The organism is Gemmatimonadaceae bacterium, from assembly GCA_020851035.1.
Taxonomy (GTDB): Bacteria; Gemmatimonadota; Gemmatimonadetes; order Gemmatimonadales; family Gemmatimonadaceae; genus JACMLX01.
In genome coordinates, this window is record JADZDM010000033.1 from 1 (window position 1) to 15,608 (window position 15,608).

General features: G+C 70.2%; 15 protein-coding genes. 10 read left to right on the forward strand and 5 right to left on the reverse strand.

Going from position 1 to position 15,608, the window contains the following annotated elements; all coding sequences use genetic code 11:
- Positions 1-230: 230 nt before the first annotated feature.
- Positions 231-1,346: a 3-deoxy-7-phosphoheptulonate synthase gene (locus IT355_20275; protein MCC7055619.1), complete on the reverse strand. Its 1,116-nt coding sequence runs from the start codon at positions 1,344-1,346 to the stop codon at positions 231-233.
- A gap of 547 nt (positions 1,347-1,893) precedes the next feature.
- Here IT355_20275 and IT355_20280 point away from each other — a divergent pair.
- The 9 genes from IT355_20280 (at position 1,894) to IT355_20320 (ending at position 7,753) form a co-directional block, all read left to right on the forward strand.
- Positions 1,894-2,274, forward strand: a complete 381-nt coding sequence (locus tag IT355_20280) for a hypothetical protein (protein MCC7055620.1) — start codon at positions 1,894-1,896, stop codon at positions 2,272-2,274.
- Between the two features lie 2 nt (positions 2,275-2,276).
- Positions 2,277-3,578, forward strand: coding sequence for an FAD-dependent oxidoreductase (locus IT355_20285; GenBank protein MCC7055621.1), 1,302 nt, complete (start codon positions 2,277-2,279; stop codon positions 3,576-3,578).
- A 137-nt stretch (positions 3,579-3,715) separates the two neighbouring features.
- A complete protein-coding gene (locus IT355_20290) occupies positions 3,716-4,450 on the forward strand; it encodes a DUF3108 domain-containing protein (protein ID MCC7055622.1) in 735 nt (244 codons plus the stop codon).
- Positions 4,451-4,699: 249 nt separating this feature from the next.
- Entirely contained in the window at positions 4,700-5,170 is a 471-nt protein-coding gene (locus IT355_20295) for a helix-turn-helix transcriptional regulator (GenBank protein ID MCC7055623.1), read from the forward strand.
- Positions 5,171-5,218: 48 nt separating this feature from the next.
- Positions 5,219-5,635: a VOC family protein gene (locus tag IT355_20300; GenBank protein MCC7055624.1), complete on the forward strand. Its 417-nt coding sequence runs from the start codon at positions 5,219-5,221 to the stop codon at positions 5,633-5,635.
- Positions 5,632-5,853, forward strand: coding sequence for a hypothetical protein (locus IT355_20305; GenBank protein ID MCC7055625.1), 222 nt, complete (start codon positions 5,632-5,634; stop codon positions 5,851-5,853). Before IT355_20300 ends, IT355_20305 begins: the two co-directional genes overlap by 4 nt.
- A gap of 35 nt (positions 5,854-5,888) precedes the next feature.
- Complete coding sequence (locus IT355_20310) at positions 5,889-6,371, forward strand: HXXEE domain-containing protein (protein MCC7055626.1); 483 nt, start codon at positions 5,889-5,891, stop codon at positions 6,369-6,371.
- Positions 6,372-6,419: 48 nt separating this feature from the next.
- Positions 6,420-6,773, forward strand: a complete 354-nt coding sequence (locus IT355_20315; GenBank protein MCC7055627.1) for a helix-turn-helix transcriptional regulator — start codon at positions 6,420-6,422, stop codon at positions 6,771-6,773.
- 17 nt (positions 6,774-6,790) lie between these two features.
- Positions 6,791-7,753: an SRPBCC domain-containing protein gene (locus IT355_20320; protein MCC7055628.1), complete on the forward strand. Its 963-nt coding sequence runs from the start codon at positions 6,791-6,793 to the stop codon at positions 7,751-7,753.
- Positions 7,754-7,769: 16 nt separating this feature from the next.
- Here IT355_20320 and IT355_20325 read toward each other — a convergent pair whose 3' ends face one another.
- From IT355_20325 to IT355_20340, 4 genes are all read right to left on the reverse strand, one after another.
- Positions 7,770-9,968: a hypothetical protein gene (locus IT355_20325; protein MCC7055629.1), complete on the reverse strand. Its 2,199-nt coding sequence runs from the start codon at positions 9,966-9,968 to the stop codon at positions 7,770-7,772.
- Between the two features lie 296 nt (positions 9,969-10,264).
- Positions 10,265-11,680: a hypothetical protein gene (locus IT355_20330; protein MCC7055630.1), complete on the reverse strand. Its 1,416-nt coding sequence runs from the start codon at positions 11,678-11,680 to the stop codon at positions 10,265-10,267.
- 100 nt (positions 11,681-11,780) lie between these two features.
- Positions 11,781-12,137: a hypothetical protein gene (locus IT355_20335; protein ID MCC7055631.1), complete on the reverse strand. Its 357-nt coding sequence runs from the start codon at positions 12,135-12,137 to the stop codon at positions 11,781-11,783.
- Between the two features lie 324 nt (positions 12,138-12,461).
- Entirely contained in the window at positions 12,462-13,055 is a 594-nt protein-coding gene (locus IT355_20340; protein ID MCC7055632.1) for a PEP-CTERM sorting domain-containing protein, read from the reverse strand.
- Between the two features lie 359 nt (positions 13,056-13,414).
- On the opposite strand from IT355_20340, the gene IT355_20345 reads away from it, so the two are divergent.
- Positions 13,415-15,601: a TonB-dependent receptor gene (locus IT355_20345; GenBank protein ID MCC7055633.1), complete on the forward strand. Its 2,187-nt coding sequence runs from the start codon at positions 13,415-13,417 to the stop codon at positions 15,599-15,601.
- The last annotated feature ends 7 nt before the right edge of the window (positions 15,602-15,608 follow it).

Sequence of the window (15,608 nt, forward strand, 5' to 3'; positions counted from 1 at the left end):
GAGATCTCGAGTTCAAGGGGACGGAGATCTCGAGTTCAAGGGGACGGAGATCTCGAGTTCAAGGGGACGGAGATCTCGAGTTCAAGGGGACGGAGATCTCGAGTTCAAGGGGACGGAGATCTTGAACGTTTCGATGACGTTCAAGATCTCCGTCCCCTTGAACGGCCGAACGTTTCGATGACGTTCAAGATCTCCGTCCCCTTGAACGCGCTCGACGCGACCCCGGCCGGTCAGCCCGCGCGACGCGCCCGCACTGCGTCCGCCAGCCCGGCCAGCACCGGCGCCGTCTGCGCCCAGCCGAGGCACGCGTCCGTGATCGAGACGCCAGCCGCCAGTGCCCGACCCGGCACGAAGTCCTGGCGCCCCTCCTCGAGGAAACTCTCGAGCATCACGCCCATGATGCGCGCATCCCCGCCCGCGATGCGACGCGACACGTCGGACGCGACATCGAGCTGGCGCCGGTGCTGCTTCTCGCTGTTCGCGTGTGACGCGTCGATCATCACCTGCTCGCGCAGCCCCGCCGCGCGCAGGATGGCGCAGGCTGCCTTCACGTCCGCGTCACAGTAGTTCGGCGCACTGCCGCCGCGGAGGATCACGTGGCAGTCACGGTTCCCGCGTGTCTCGAAGATGGCGGCCTGCCCCATCTTCGTCATGCCCATGAACGCGTGCGCCGAGGCGGCCGCCACGATGGCGTCGGCCGCCACCTTCACGCTGCCATCGGTGCCGTTCTTGAACCCCACCGGACAACTCAGGCCCGAGGCGAGCTGGCGGTGGCTCTGGCTCTCCGTGGTGCGCGCCCCGATCGCACCCCACGCCACCAGGTCGCTCAGGAACTGTGGACTGAGCAGGTCGAGGAACTCGGTGCCCACCGGCAGCCCCAGCTCGACGATCTCGATGAGCAGCCGCCGCGCCCGCGCGAGCCCCTCGTTGATCGCGAAGCTGCCATCCAGGTGCGGGTCGTTGATGTAGCCCTTCCATCCGACCGTGGTGCGTGGCTTCTCGAAGTAGGTGCGCATCACGACGAGCAGCGCGTCGCCCGCATCGTCGGCCGCCTGCTTCAGGCGTCGCGCATACGCCAGCGCGGCCTCGTGGTCGTGGATGGAGCAGGGGCCCACCACCACGAGGAGCCGGTCGTCGTGTCCGTCCAGCACGGCGGCGATGCGGGTGCGTGCCTGCTCCACCAGCGCCAGCGTGAGTTCCGAGCCCGGCAACTCCTCCATCAGCAGCGCCGGCGTGATGAGGGGGCGCACCGCCTCGATCCGCGTGTCGTCGATCCGCGTGCCGTCACGGGTGCCGTGGCGTCGCCCGACTTCACGATCGTGGCGGTGGTCGTCGAGCGTGCTCATGGAGGGACCGTCATGCGGGGCGTGGCCGGTGGAACGGCAGCGGGAGTCGAACGGGATGCCGGGTCCACCGCGCCGACCTCCACGCTACAAATGTTGCCGGGGGTGGAAGGCGCGCCAGCGCGCGGTGCAGGAGCCTGACGGTGCGCCGCCGGCCAGGGGACGCCCGCACGACCGGGCCGGCCGGGCGAACAGCACCGGTGCACCATGGTCGGGAAGCGCCCGCGTCGTGTGCATCGCGGCATGACGATGCGTATCACAACGCACCACTGCACCACGCCACCTGTACCACTTCGCACCAGCGCAACACGCATCGTGCATCACGCACACACCGGCGCAGAACCGGCACACAACCTGCGAATGCCCGGGTGTTCCCGCAGTCCCCGCGATACCGAGTCGCGCACGTGTCAGGTGATCGCCGACGGGCCGGTGCAATCGAAGTGGTGACAGGGCCGGCGTCTGCATCAGCGACAGGTTTTCGATCGGGGAGCGCACGCATGCGCATGCGGCGCGGAACGCCGTCATTCGTCACACTCCCACCCACTCCCCCATGCCACAGAAACGGAACCCGCTGGTGCCGGCGCTGGCCCCGCTGCTGGTCGCCGTCATCGCCACGTCGTGCAGCGATCGCGATGTCACCACACCCGGCGCGCGTGCGGCATCCGATCCGGACGTGCCGCAGCTCGCCGTGCTCGCCGGTGTCACCCACCCCGGTCGTGCGCTCGCGGCGAACTGCTTCCAGTGCCACGGCACGGATGGTGTCGCGTCGGAACTGAAGATCGCCGGCGAAAGCGCGCGTGAGATCGAGGGCGAGCTGAACGAGATGCGCACGAAGACCCCCGGGCGCAACATCATGAACGTCCATGCCCAGGCCTACACTCCCGCGCAGATCGCCCTCATCGCCGACTACTTCGCCAAACAGGGGAAATGACCATGGATCGCCGAATCTTCCTGCAGGGGCTGGGGATGGCCGGGCTTGGCCTCACGGCGTTCCGGTCGGCACTCGGACAGCCGATGGCGCTGCCGCGCGGCGCAACGGGACGCGTCGTGGTGGTCGGCGGCGGCATGGGGGGCACCACCGTCGCGAAGTTCCTGCGCCTCTGGGGTGGGGCAGGGGTCGACGTGACGCTCGTCGAGCCGAATCCGACGTACTACTCCAACATCTTCAGCAACATGGTGCTGACGGGTGAGCGGTCGCTGACGCAGCTGGGCTTCAACTACGCCGCGCTCAGCAGCAGGTACGGCGTGCGGGTGGTGGCCGCGTCGGTCACGTCGATCGATCCCACCGGCCGCAGTGTCGCGCTCTCGAATGGCAGCAGCCTGCCGTACGATCGCCTCGTCCTCTCACCGGGCATCGACTTCGAGCCGCTCGCACTCAGCGGCTCGGCCGCGAACACGGCGAAGATCGTGCACGCCTGGAAAGCGGGGGCACAGACCACGTCGTTGAAGGCGCAGATCCAGTCCATGACGCGGGCGGACACGTTCATCATGACCATCCCGCCGAAGCCCTACCGCTGCCCGCCCGGGCCGTACGAACGCGCGTGCGTCGTGGCCGACTACCTCAAGCGCACCAAGCGCGGTGGCAAGGTCATCATCCTCGATGCCAACCCGGGCATCCAGGCCGAGCCGGTGAACTTCACGCGGGCGTTCACCAGCACCCACAAGGGCACCATCACGTACGTGCCGAATGCGCGGGTCTCGCACATCGATGCGAACACGATGACGGTCACCACCGACACCGCAGGCACCTTCCGCGGCAAGGTCATCAACGCCATCCCGACCCACAAGGCGGGCAGCCTGATCACGGCGTCGGGCATCGGGCTCGCGAATGCCCCCGGCGCGAACGGCGCACCAGGCAAGTACGCGGGTGTGGACGTGCTCACCTACGAGTCCACGGCCGTGCCGTTCGTGCACGTGCTCGGCGATGCGTCGGCCACGACCCAGCCCAAGGCGGGCCATATCGCGAACGCCGAGGCGAAGGTGTGCGCGGATGCCATCATCCAGCTCCTCAGCGGCGGCACCGTCAATCCGTCGCCGGTCACCAACTCGTCGTGCTTCACGCCCATCACGCGCACCACGGCCTCCTGGCTCTCGGTCGTGTTCCGCTACGACCCGGCCACGCGCACGATGGTGCCCACGGGCAGCGGCGTCACGGAGTCGGTCGATGCGAACAGCGAGAACTACGAGGACATGCTGAAGTGGTTCACGAACCTCATGTCGGACACGTTCCGGTAGCCCGTGAGGTGCAGTGGGCCGGCGTCGGGGGACCGGAGCGATCCGGTCCCCCGCGTCGTCCAGGCCCGGCGTGGCCGAAACCGCGCCGCCGGCGCTGCGTACGGGGACCCATGCCTCAGCGTCCCCACACCGCCGTCATGCCACGATCCCGTCCCGTCACCGCGCGCCTTCGCCGGATCGCGCGCGCCAGTGTGCTGCTCATTGCAGCCGCCGTCATCCCGGTGCACCTCGACGCCCAGACGACGCTGCGTGAGCACCTCGACCCGGCCCGCCTCCACGTGGGGCGCGACTCGTTCGTGGTGATGATCCAGGGCCAGCCGCGCGGCTGGCAGCGACTGACGGTGGAGCGCGCCGGCACCGGCTGGACCGTGGGCGACGCCATCACCATCGACTCGCTCGTGACGCAGGGCAGCCGCATCACGCTCGATGCGGCGCTCCACGAGCAGTCGCTGCGCCAGGAGGGGCGGATGCGCGGCCGCGACATGCGGATCGTCCTCGACTTCGCCGGCGGGCGCGTGCGCGGCTCGGCACTCACACCGTCGGCTCCCGCGGCACTCCAGGTCGACACGGTCGTGGCGGCCGGCACGGTGGACGACAACGCCGTCGCCCCGCTGCTGGCTGCCGTGCGCCTGCGCGACAGCCTCGACATCTCGTTTCCCGTGCTCGCGAGCGGCAAGGGTACCGTGTCACTCCAGCGTCTTCGCGTGACCGGCCGCGAGACGGTCACGGTGCCGGCAGGGACGTTCGATGCCTGGCGTGTCGAGCTCACGGCCGAGCGCAGCCGTGTGCTGTTCTTCGTGTCGCAGCAGGCGCCCCATCGTGTCGTGAAGATGAGCAACGGGCCGGCATTCGAGATGTTGCTGTTGCCGTGACGGGCGTGCGGGTCGCGGCCGTGTGTGACCGCCGGCTGGTCGGTGAGGTCGGTCGAGCGCGGTGATCGTGGCCCGTGGCACACGACCAACAGCTCACCCGCGGCGACGCGCTGTCGTGTTGCGCCGACAGAGCGGTGCACGGGAGGCAGGCCATGGCGGTCCCGGGATCCTCCCCTTGAACGCCCTCGCCTGGCCACCCATGATCCCCGGCATCCGTCCTGCGCCGTTGCACGCCTGCCACCCCCCGTCGTGACCGATCCGCCGCCGACACCGCCGCGCCTCGACCCGGACCTGCTCCGGCGCCTCCTGCGCGCCAGGGACCGGATGGATGCCGCCTCGCACGAGGAGTGGCCCGTGCGACGGCTCGCGCAGGTCAGCGGCGCCTCGGCGGCACACTTCGCCCGGGCCTTCCGGGACGCCTTCGGCGCTCCCCCGCATCGCTACCTGCTCACGCGTCGCATCGAACGCGCCACCGCCCTCCTCCGCGACACCGACCTCCCCATCACCGAGATCGCCTTCCAGACTGGGTGGCAGAGCCTCGGCACCTTCGGGCGCACCTTCCGCGACATCACCGGCGAGAGCCCCACCCAGCTCCGCGCCCGCGCGCAATCCGTGCCGAACGCGCTCGCCGTCGCGCCGGCGTGCTTCGTCAGCGCGGCCCAGCGACCGGACCTCAGGTCCGCAGTTTCGGAGAAGCGGCGGCGGGACGCCGCCGGATAGCCTTGGCGCCGGGCCACCCGGGCCCGGTCCACCTGCAACGGAGGCGTCATGAGCCAGGGAGTCGAGGTCGTCGGCGTGTATGTGCGCGACCAGGAGGAGGCCGCGCAGTTCTATGTCGGGAAACTGGGGTTCCGCGTGCACACCGATGTGCGCAACGGCGACTATCGCTGGCTCACGGTGCAGCACCCGGAGCAGCCGTCGTTCCAGCTCGGCCTCTTCCGGCCGTCACCTCCCACGATGGATGAGGCGACCGCGCAGGTGGTGCGCGAGATCGTGGCCAAGGGGGCGATGCCGCCGCTCGTGCTCACGGTCACCGACTGCCGCGCCGAGTACGACCGCCTCGTCGCGCGCGGCGTGGAGTTCACGCAGGAGCCCATCGCGCGCTACGGCAGCGTGGATGCCGGCTTCCGCGACCCGTCGGGCAACGGGTGGAAGATGATCGAGGCGCGACGGGGGGGCGCTTGAGCGGCGCCAGGCGCGCGCGTGCGGTGCACCGCTGGATCTCCGTCGCCTTCACGCTCGGCGTGGTCGCCAACCTCGTCGCCATGGCACTCGAGAGCCAGACGGTGTGGGTGGGCCTGGTGGCCCTGCTGCCCCTGGTCGTGCTGCTGGTCACTGGTCTGTACCTCTTCGTCGTGCCGTATCTGGCGCAATCGCGCCGCGACCTGCATCGTCGAACGTAGGGTCGATCCGGCGCTCCGGCCGGTGCCAGCACGCGATGCCGCGCGCGGCACCGACCGGCGACGCCTTCCTCATCACCGAGCAGGGAATGCCACGCGGCACCGGTCCCCGTGCGCCCGTTTCGAGTCGCATCGCCCTGCGATGGGTGCCGATCTTCACGCTCTTCGAACTGCACAATCTCGAGGAGCTGCTGCTGGACATGCCGGCGTGGGGACGGCAGCACCTTCCCTGGCTGCGCGACTCCCGTCTCGGCGTCGGCACCATGGTCATCGCGATCGCGCTGCTGTCAGCGGTCCTGTTCCTGGTCGCCTGGCGCATCCGCCAGGACGATTCACGCACGCGCTGGCTCCAGCGGCTCTTCCTCGGCGTGATGCTCGCGGTCTTCGGGTGGCACATCGCGATCAGCCTCTGGGCCGGTTCGCTGCAACCCGGCGTGCGGACGGCGGTGCTGTTCCTGCCCGTCTATGCCTGGCTGCTGCGGGCGCGACCGGACACCGGCGGCGACACGCCGGGTCGCTGACCGAAGGGGGGTTGACGAACCGCCCGTGTCGTCTCATCATACAACCATATGGTTGCACGAGCCCAGCTTTCCGATGCGGAACTCGACCGCCTCTTCCGCGCCCTGGCGGACACCACCCGCCGCGACATCGTCGCGCGTGTGATGGCCGGTGAGGAGGCGTCGGTGAGCGTGCTCGCCAGCCGGTACGACATGTCGTTCGCGGCGGTGCAGAAACACGTCGCCGTCCTCGAGGAGGCCCGGCTCGTGACCAAGCACGCCAACGGCCGCGAACGCATCGTCCGCGGCAACCCGGACCAGCTCGCCCGCGCCCGTGAGCTGCTCCTCCGGCTCGAACACCTCTGGGTCGAGCGCTTCAGCCAGCTCGACGCCGTCCTCGCCGATCCCCGTCCACGCAGGAGTTGACCATGCCGATCACGTCCGTGGCGTCCGACGCCAGCACCCTCACGCTCACCGTCACCGGCGAGTATCCCGTCACGGTCGAACGGCTCTGGGATGCCTACGCGGATCCGCGCCAGCTCGAACGGTTCTGGGGACCGGTCGAGTGGCCGGCGACCTTCACGCGTCACGACATGGCCGTCGGCGGCATGTCGCACTATCACATGACCGGGCCCGACGGCACGCAGGCACGCGGGTGGTTCAGGTTCCTCGCCGTCGAGCCGCACCGCCGCTTCGAGGTCGAGGACGGCTTCGCCGACGCAGCGGGTGCCCCCGATCCGCGGATGCCGACGATGCGCATGGTCTACACCTTCGCTGCCACACCCACCGGCTCCCGGTGCACGAGCGTCACGCACTTCACCAGCATCGATGCGATGGAGCAGCTCGTCGGCATGGGGATGCTGGAGGGCATGCAGTCTGCTTTGGGGCAGCTCGACGCACTCCTCGCCGACCTGCGCCGCTTCGCCTTCGATCGCACGACCGAGGCGCAGCTCCTGAGCGACACGCAGGTGCGCGTGAGTCGCGTGGTGCGTGGCACCGTGGCGCAGGTCTGGCACGCCCATCACGACGCCGCACTGATGCAGCGCTGGCTGCTGGGTCCCGACGGCTGGACGATGCCCGTCTGTGAGGTCGCGACGACGGTCGGCTCGTCGTACCGCTACGAGTGGGAGTCGGCCGACGGGTCGCAGCGATTCGGCTTCGAGGGGGAGCTGCTCGAGCGGGCCGCGCCGCACCGCGCCGTCACCACCGAGCGGATGATCGGCATGGAAGGGCCGGGCACCACGAACGAGCTCACCCTCGTCCCGGTGCAGTTGGGGACGCTGCTCAGCATCGTCATCACCTACCCCAGCAAGGAGCTGCGCGACATGATCCTTGGCACCGGCATGACGACCGGCATGGAGGCGAGCTACGCGCGACTCGAGCAGGAGTTGCTGACCGCGGTGTAGGCTGGCCGGCGCCTGGTCACGGCGGGCTCAGGATCGCGGCGCGCAGCCGCCCCGCCGTGGCATCGATCTCGCGATAGGCCAGGACGAGCGGCAGCGTGTTCCCCTCGGACGCCGTGAGCGCCGGCGCGGCGAGGCCGCTGTCGATCGTCTCGTGCGTCCACGATTCGCCCGGCAGCATGGTGGCGTGCCGGATGAGCCCCGCAGTGTTGTCGCCGTAGGCCACCGAGAGCCTGCCGTTCCAGATGCAGGCGCGTGGGCCGATGACGTTGTTGCGCGTGGCGCCGCGCCGGCCGCCGGCACCATCGAGCACACCGAAGCGCCAGGCCTCGAGCGAGTGGTCGCCGAGCGGGCGTTTCGCCCACCGGATGTTCGCATTCGTCATGTCCCCGTAGAACAGATGCACGGCGCCGTCGAAGATGACGGCGCTCGGGAATGAGCCGACGCGGGCCGAGGTGGGTCCCGTGCCGGGAGGCAGCCCCACGCGCGTGCCGCCGCCGTCGATCACGCCGAAGTCACTCGGCACCGTCGCACCCGGACGCATGAGGCAGCGGCGCAGCGCGCCGTTCGTCCGGTCGTAGTAGTACGCCTCGATCGTGCCATCCGGCAGCACGAGTGCGGCGACCTGCGGCTCGATGACCGTGAGCAGCTGGCCGTCCGGCCCGTCCACGTGCCCGTCGGCGGGCTGGTGCACCCAGCCCGTGGTCGGGGTGAACCGCGCATGGCGCAGGTTGTCGCGCAGCGACTGGTCGGTCGAGCCCGCGGTGCCCGTCTCGAGGTAGAACGCATGCAACTCGTCCACACCGCCCACGAAGCGGGTGACGATGGCGCTCGCGGCACCGCAGACGCGCGTGCCGTCACCATCGATCACCACCATGGACCCCGTCGGCGCGGCAAGTGACGACACCGGCAGGCTGCGGTGCAACAGTCGCCCGTCGCAGTAGAGCACGTGGATCAGCGGCCCGGCGCGACAGGCGGAGACCTGGAACGAGATGGGTGTCAGTGGCGCGCGCCGCCCGGCGCTGGCGTCGAGCGTCACGCTGGTGCTGTTGGGCGCGTTGCCGACGAGCGTCATCACCAGCCCCGTGTCCGACGACGTGAACACCGCCGCGCCGGTGCCCGGGAGCGGCACGCTCGTGACGCCCCACGGCGCGCTGCTGCCGGTCATCACCGGCGTGCCGATCACGCCCGCCTGCCAGAATGCGCGCCGGCTGCTGCGTGAGCCCACGTTCACCACCTCGGCCCCGCGGATGAGGGCCACGCGCACCATCAGTTCGCTGCCGTTCCCGAATGCCGCGAGTCCGGCAGAGTATCCGTGGGTGATGGCGAAGCGCTGCACGGCACGCATCACGATCCCGACCGCGTCCGGATTGGCCAGGTCGCCGGGGGTGAGGGTGGGCGCGCGACCGGTGTCGGAAGGGTGGCACGGGATCTGGTCCACCGGCACCAGCGCGACCCGTACATTTGGATTCGCGGTGCCCGCGATCGGGCGGCGCAGCTTGACGATCGCCATCTGCTTCCGCCGCAGCGGGCCCGGCCCCACGCTGATCAGGCAGGTCGGAAACGCACCCCAGTAGACGTCGGTCCACACCGCGCCCGGCGCGAGTTCCGGTGCATTGACATGCAGGCTGGCGGTGGGGTCGAGTGTGAGCCAGCCAGCGCGCGAGAAGAGGAGCGGCAGCGTGTCCGTCTCCACCGCCTGCAACTCGGCGGGCGAATTGCCGAATGGCACCAGCACCACCTCGGCCGCGGACCGGCGCAGCACCACGAGCTGGCGGATCTGCTCGCCCGTTGCCGACACCGAGTCGTCGAAGGTGGGATAGGCGGCGACCGGCGGATCGTTCGGCACGTCCGGGACGAGGGCCGCCAGGCTGCGGTCGTTCGCGTCGGCGAAGCGCGCCTTCTCCACCTCGTTGGCGTAGACGCGGGTGTGGACTTCCGCGCCGTTGCCGGCGCCACCGGTGTCGACGACGATGCGTCCGTCGGCGGTGAGGATGAGCTGCTCGTCGGCACGGTGGATCGCGCCGGGGAACTCGATGTACGGCCCCCAGAAGGAGCCGACCTTGAGCTCCATCTTGAAGGTCGCATCCGGGTGGGTGACGGGGCCTGCCGCACCGGCGGCGATCTCCCCCTGCGCGACGCCGAGTCCGTAGACCGTCTCGCCGCGGTTGAAGGTGCGCCAGAAGACGGCGGTGCTGCGCTGGTTCGTGATCCGCATCGGAGGAGCCCCGGGGGATGGGCGGTGCCAGCGTGAGGGGGAGGTGCATCGCCGGTACGTCCGAAGGACGTGGTCGGCATCTGGTATTTCTCACCGTCCGGCAGGCTCGACCGTCCGGTTCAAGCGGACGCGTTCAAGGCACGTTCAAGGGGACGGGGATCTTGAATTCAAGGGGACGGAGATCTTGAAACCCTCCCGGTTCAAGGGGACGGGGATCCCGAGTTCAAGGGGACGGGGATCCTGAAACCTCTCCGAATCCACGTCCCGTGTCGAACGAGTACCGGCGCTAGCGACGGCTACGGCTCCCACTTGTACACGTACATCATCGTGCACATCACGAAGCGTCCCCCGGCGTGCACCGTGATGAATGCGTGGTCGGCGCCGGAGCCGCGAGACACCTTCCATACCGCCGGTCGGTCTTCCAGGCTCATCGCTTCGCGAGTGGGCAGCCCACGCGACACATCCACCGTCATCCACACGGCGCCGGTCACCGTGAGTGCCAGATCGGTGCCCGGGGTCAGTGTGCCGCCCGGTGCGGTCCAGGACCCACGTTCCGACGTGGGCTCCGGTTGGCGGGGATACAACACCTCCGCCGCGTATGATCCGTCGCTGAACGAGTGACTGCGCACGCGTCCCGGATCGAGCACCGAGTCGACGCGTTCCGTCCTGATCCGCACCCACCGGCCACCGGTGGCTGGCGCGGGCGCCGGTGCGGCGATGGTCGGTGCGCGCACCGGCACCTCGGCCTCGTCCACCACCACCAGGCACCGACCCTCCGACGACTTGGCGCCGAGGCGGTCCACGGCCACCACCGTGAGTACCTCGCCGCGCGTGGCGGTGCGTCGCAGGGTCGCGCCGCTGCCGGGCAGGCGGGCACCGTCTGCGGCCCACTCATACGTGTAGAGGCGGGTTCGTCCCTTCTGTCGCGACGCATTGAACGCCCCGCCGACCGTGGCCGCCGTGACCGTGAAGACCTCGCCCGGCTTCACCACGACGCGATACGGCGAGACGCTCGTCGTGAAGTCCACACGCACGAGGATGCGGTCCAGCTCCGTCGTCCGCTGCGCGTGGGCGGCCGTCACCTCCGCCAGCGTCTTCCCGTCGGCGAACCGCATCGCGCCGAAGTGGTTCCCCGGCAGTTCGTACTCGCTCCGGTACCGCTCGAAGGCGCGCATCAGCTCACGCACACGCGTGGCCGCCTGCTCCCGCTCCCGCTCCGTGGTGGCGTTGCGCAGGATGTTCTCCTCGTGCGCGATGAAGTCCCGGTACGTGTCGAAGCCCACCCGCCACGCCTCGACCTCGCTGGGATGGCCTCCGCCGGCCAGGTTCTGCAGCCGCGACGCGCCCTGCGCGAAGTGCGACTGGCCGAGGTGCACCCGTTCGTGCAGGAGGGTCGCGGCCAGGTCCGCCAGGGCCCGGTGCCGCTGGGTGGCGTCGCGGGTCCGGGTCTGCTCGCCGAGTGCGGCGTTGACGAAGACGCGGTCCTGGCGGTCGATGCCGGTTTCCGACGACGGTGTGAAGTAGATCTTGCCCGCGCGGAACTGCCCGACGATCCAGGCGCTGTCACTCGTGCGACCGTAGCGTCCGAGCAGCGCGCCGACGGAGTCGATGGACTGCCGCTGTTCGAAGGTGGGTTCCTGGGCGCTGAGCAGCACCGGCAGTGCCAGCGCGATCAGCAGGTGTGTGCACCTGCCCGTGGTGAGTCGGGTCATGGTTCGGACCTCCACGTCACGCTGCATGGCTGCGTGACGCGAGCCTATCCGGGAGGAGACTCCATCTGCGTCGGTCTTTGCCGGACAGGCCGGCGTCGGCTCATCGCAGCCGGTGCGCGAGCAGCACGGCGAGGATGGCCGGCACGATCCAGATCGCCGCGTGGAAGAGCAGCGCGCCGTTGGTGTCGGCGCTGTTGAGGCGCGGGAGGGGTGCGAAGTAGCGCACGCGCAGCGTCGAGCCGGGCGCGACCTGCCGCGACGTGGAGCCCCGCCCGCGCCACTCCGCGCCCGCCGCGGTGAATCGCCACGTCGTGGCGAACACGCGGTTCCGGGCGCCCCGGCTGGCGACGACGTTCTCCACCACGGCGGTGGTGGGCGTGCCGGCGGCGAGGAGCAGCAGGGGCCGTGCACCGGCCAGGCAGGCGAGCAGCGCGAGGATCAGGACGATGCGCGACATCCGTCCATGTGGCCTGACGACTGCTGTCCGTGTCGTGGGCATGACCACCTCGGGTGGGCCCGGTCAGATCCGGTCCTCGGGATGGATTCTACACCGGATGGGTCAGAGGGGGAGGGCGCTGCGGATCACGGGGAGAGCCTTTCAAGGGGACGGAGATCTCGAGTTCAAGGGGACGGAGATCTTGAAACTCTCCCGGTTCAAGGGGACGGAGATCTCGAGTTCAAGGGGACGGGGATCTTGAACGCGTATTCATGGGGACGGGAATCGTGCACACACCGACCGGCGCCCCCGCCACGACGGCGGCGCCGGACTCCGGGCGAACCCCTACACCGCGCGCTGCCGCAGCCGCCGCCGTCCGCCCACCAGCGTCACCACCAGGCCGGCGCCGAGCAGGCCGACCGTCGCCGGCTCGGGCACGACGTCCGACACCGGGGTCACGAGCACCGAGATTCCGCCGGCGTTGTCGGGCAGGTAGTAGTCACGCAGCGTGAAATCGATGGTGGTGGTGGTCAGGAGCGTGAAGAAGTCGGTGAAGTCCTGCACCTCCGCCAGCGCCGCCACCTCCGCCTCGGACGAGCCGCGGCCCGCCTCGAAGTACTTGATGACGTTCCGCGTGTCGTCGTTCACGATCAGGAAGGCCCAGCCCCACCCGTTCGTGGTGGTGTTGTAGCTCCAGGCCCGGTGCAGCGCCCCCATCTGACCCCATGCGTTCGTGACGCGATAGGTGCCCGGCCCGAGGGTGAGTTGCTGCAGCGGCGATCCGAGCAGCGTGACGTGCTCGCCCGGTACCGGAGCGGGATTGCTGTTCCCCGCCGCGTTGGTGTAGCCGTACCGGCTGTCGATGTTCACGATCTGGGCCGGCGCCGTCGTGGCGAGCAGCAGGGTGGCGGTGGCGAGCAGGCTGAGACGGTGTCGCATGACGGACGCTCCGAGTCGGGGAGGCGACGCGCACTGCCGGATGCAGGGCGTCACCCCCTGTGACGGAGAAGTGCGGCGGAACCGGAAATCCCCTGGCGGGCGCTGCCGTGCGATTCGCGCATGGCGGCGATGTCCCGCCGGAAACCTGCGAGCCACGGCACTGCGCTGCCGCGCCGCCGCATGTCCGTACCGGTTGCCTCACGACGCCTGCACCGCGCCCGCCTCGCCGGTAGTATCAACGGCGAGCATCATCACCCGGTCGCGACCTCCGCGCCATCGCGCGCGACACGGAACCCTTCCTTCGCCGCACGATGCGCACGTCTGTCCAGCCGAATGCCCGCTGCCGTTGCTTCGCCGCCGTGGCCTCCGTCTCCCTCCTCGCCGCACCGGCCCTCGCGCAGGCGGTGGGCGGGACCGTCCCTGACACCTCGACCCGCGCGACCGCGGACTCGACCGCGCGTGCCCGCGTGCCACTGGCCCAGGTGACCGTGATCGGCACCGTGCCCGGGGCGTTGCGCGGCATTCCCGGTGCGGCTGTGACCGTGCCGCTGGGCCAGCTGCAGGTGCTGGCGCCACTCAGCATCAAGGAAGCGATGCGTACGGTGCCCGGCGTGCACGTCGTGGACGAGGATGCGTTCGGCCTCAACCTGAACATCGGTGTGCGCGGCCTGCCCCCGCGTCGCTCGTCGCGCGTCCTGCTGCTCGAGGACGGCATGCCGATCCACCTTGGTCCGTACGCCGACCCGAGCTCGCACTATCACCCGCCGGTCGATGCGCTCGAACGGGTGGAGGTCGTGAAGGGCTCGGCCCAGATCGCGTTCGGGCCACAGACCACCGGGGGCGTGATCAACTTCGTCCGGCGTGCCCCGCCGGTGCGTCCCGAGGTGCGCCTCGCACTGCAGGGTGGCGCGCGCGACCTCGCCATGGGTCGCCTCAGCGCCGGCGGCACCTGGAACGGCGTCGGCCTGCTCGTGAGCGCGGCACGACGCGAGGGCGATGGCACGCGCGTGGGCCAGCACCACCGCGTGCAGGAGCTGTCGCTGCGTGGCACGATGCCCGTCCCCGGATCGCAGCAGCTCTCGCTCAGCGGCGGGCTCTATCGCGAAGCGTCGCGCTACGGCGAGGCGGGGCTGTCGCAGGAGGAATTCGACGCCGATCCCTACCAGAATCCGCTGCCGAACGACGTCTTCGACCTCACGCGGCAGTCGCTGCAGCTGGTGCACGACGCGGCGTTGCCCGGTGCGGCGGCGCTGCGCACGCAGGTCTACGGCCAGCGCATCGTGCGCACGGCGTGGCGGCAGGGCAGCACCTCGGCCGACCGGTTCGGCACGGGGAGCTACGCCACCACCTTTCGCTGCCAGGCCGGCGCCACGTCGGTGGACCAGTGCGGCAACACGGGACGCCCGCGCGAGTACGCCTTCGCCGGTATCGAGCCACGACTCACCCTGCCGCACGCCGTCGGTGGGTTTCCGGCGACGCTGGAGACCGGCGTCCGGTGGCACGAGGAGCGGATCGAGCGCCGCGAGATCAACGGCACCACGGCGAACGCGCGCAGTGGGACACTCGTGCGTGACAACGGCATCGACCTCCGCGCGTTCTCCGCGTTTGCGCGCGAGCAGATCCGCGCCGGTCGGGTGACGCTGACGCCGGGTGTGCGGATCGAGCAGGTGCGCGCCGTGAACCGCAACGAGATCGCGGACACCCGCAACGCCGACCGCTACACCGAGGTCCTGCCGGGTGTGGGTGCCTCGTGGAGCAGCACACCCTCCGCCACCGACGCACCGCTGACGATCATGGCGGGCCTGCACCGCGGCTTCGCGCCGCCGCGGCCTGCGGACATCCTCAATCCCGTGCCGGGGCAGGGGATCGTGCAGGTGGATGCGGAGGTGTCATGGACATCGGAGTTCGGTGCACGCTGGCGCCCCACCGACGCCGTGCGGTTCGACGCCACGGCCTTCCGCCTCGACTACGACAACCAGATCATCACCGGCTCGCTGGTCGGTTCGGCACAGCGGTTCGTGAACGGCGGTCGCACGCTGCACCAGGGCCTCGAAGTGGGCACCTCGGTGCTGCTCGACCGGCTGTGGTCGCGTCGCCGTGGCGCGGGCACGGTCACGGCCGACGTGGCCTGGACCTGGCTGCCGACGGCGCGCTTCACCGACGATCGCACGAGCACGATCGATGCCACGCAGACGGTGCTCGGCCGTCGCCTGCCGTTCGCACCGAGGCACGTGGTCAACCTGGGAATCGGCGTCGAGTCCGGGTCGGGCGCCTCGGTGCGAATCAACGGTGACGTGGTCGCGTCGCAGTTCGCCGATGACCTGAACACGGTGCTGCCCTCGGCGCAGGGGCGGCGCGGCCGGCTGCCGGGATACGCCGTGTTCAATGCCAGCGCGCGCGTGCCCCTGCGCCCCATCGGGCGCGGCGCCGTCGCCAGCGTCTCGGTCAAGAACATCGCGAACCGCGTCTACATCACGGACCGCCAGGAGGGGATCATGACCGGGATGCCGCGACTGGTGAGCGCCGGGCTCGAGGTGGTGTACTGAGCGCCGG

Coding starts and splice junctions, on each gene's coding strand:
- IT355_20280 (MCC7055620.1), top strand. CDS start 1,894: ATGCCACAGAAACGGAACCCGCTGGTGCCGGCGCTGGCCCCGCTGCTG.
- IT355_20330 (MCC7055630.1), bottom strand. CDS start 11,680: ATGACCCGACTCACCACGGGCAGGTGCACACACCTGCTGATCGCGCTG.
- IT355_20315 (MCC7055627.1), top strand. CDS start 6,420: ATGGTTGCACGAGCCCAGCTTTCCGATGCGGAACTCGACCGCCTCTTC.
- IT355_20275 (MCC7055619.1), bottom strand. CDS start 1,346: ATGAGCACGCTCGACGACCACCGCCACGATCGTGAAGTCGGGCGACGC.
- IT355_20285 (MCC7055621.1), top strand. CDS start 2,277: ATGGATCGCCGAATCTTCCTGCAGGGGCTGGGGATGGCCGGGCTTGGC.
- IT355_20335 (MCC7055631.1), bottom strand. CDS start 12,137: ATGTCGCGCATCGTCCTGATCCTCGCGCTGCTCGCCTGCCTGGCCGGT.
- IT355_20290 (MCC7055622.1), top strand. CDS start 3,716: ATGCCACGATCCCGTCCCGTCACCGCGCGCCTTCGCCGGATCGCGCGC.
- IT355_20310 (MCC7055626.1), top strand. CDS start 5,889: ATGCCGCGCGCGGCACCGACCGGCGACGCCTTCCTCATCACCGAGCAG.
- IT355_20300 (MCC7055624.1), top strand. CDS start 5,219: ATGAGCCAGGGAGTCGAGGTCGTCGGCGTGTATGTGCGCGACCAGGAG.
- IT355_20325 (MCC7055629.1), bottom strand. CDS start 9,968: ATGCGGATCACGAACCAGCGCAGCACCGCCGTCTTCTGGCGCACCTTC.
- IT355_20340 (MCC7055632.1), bottom strand. CDS start 13,055: ATGCGACACCGTCTCAGCCTGCTCGCCACCGCCACCCTGCTGCTCGCC.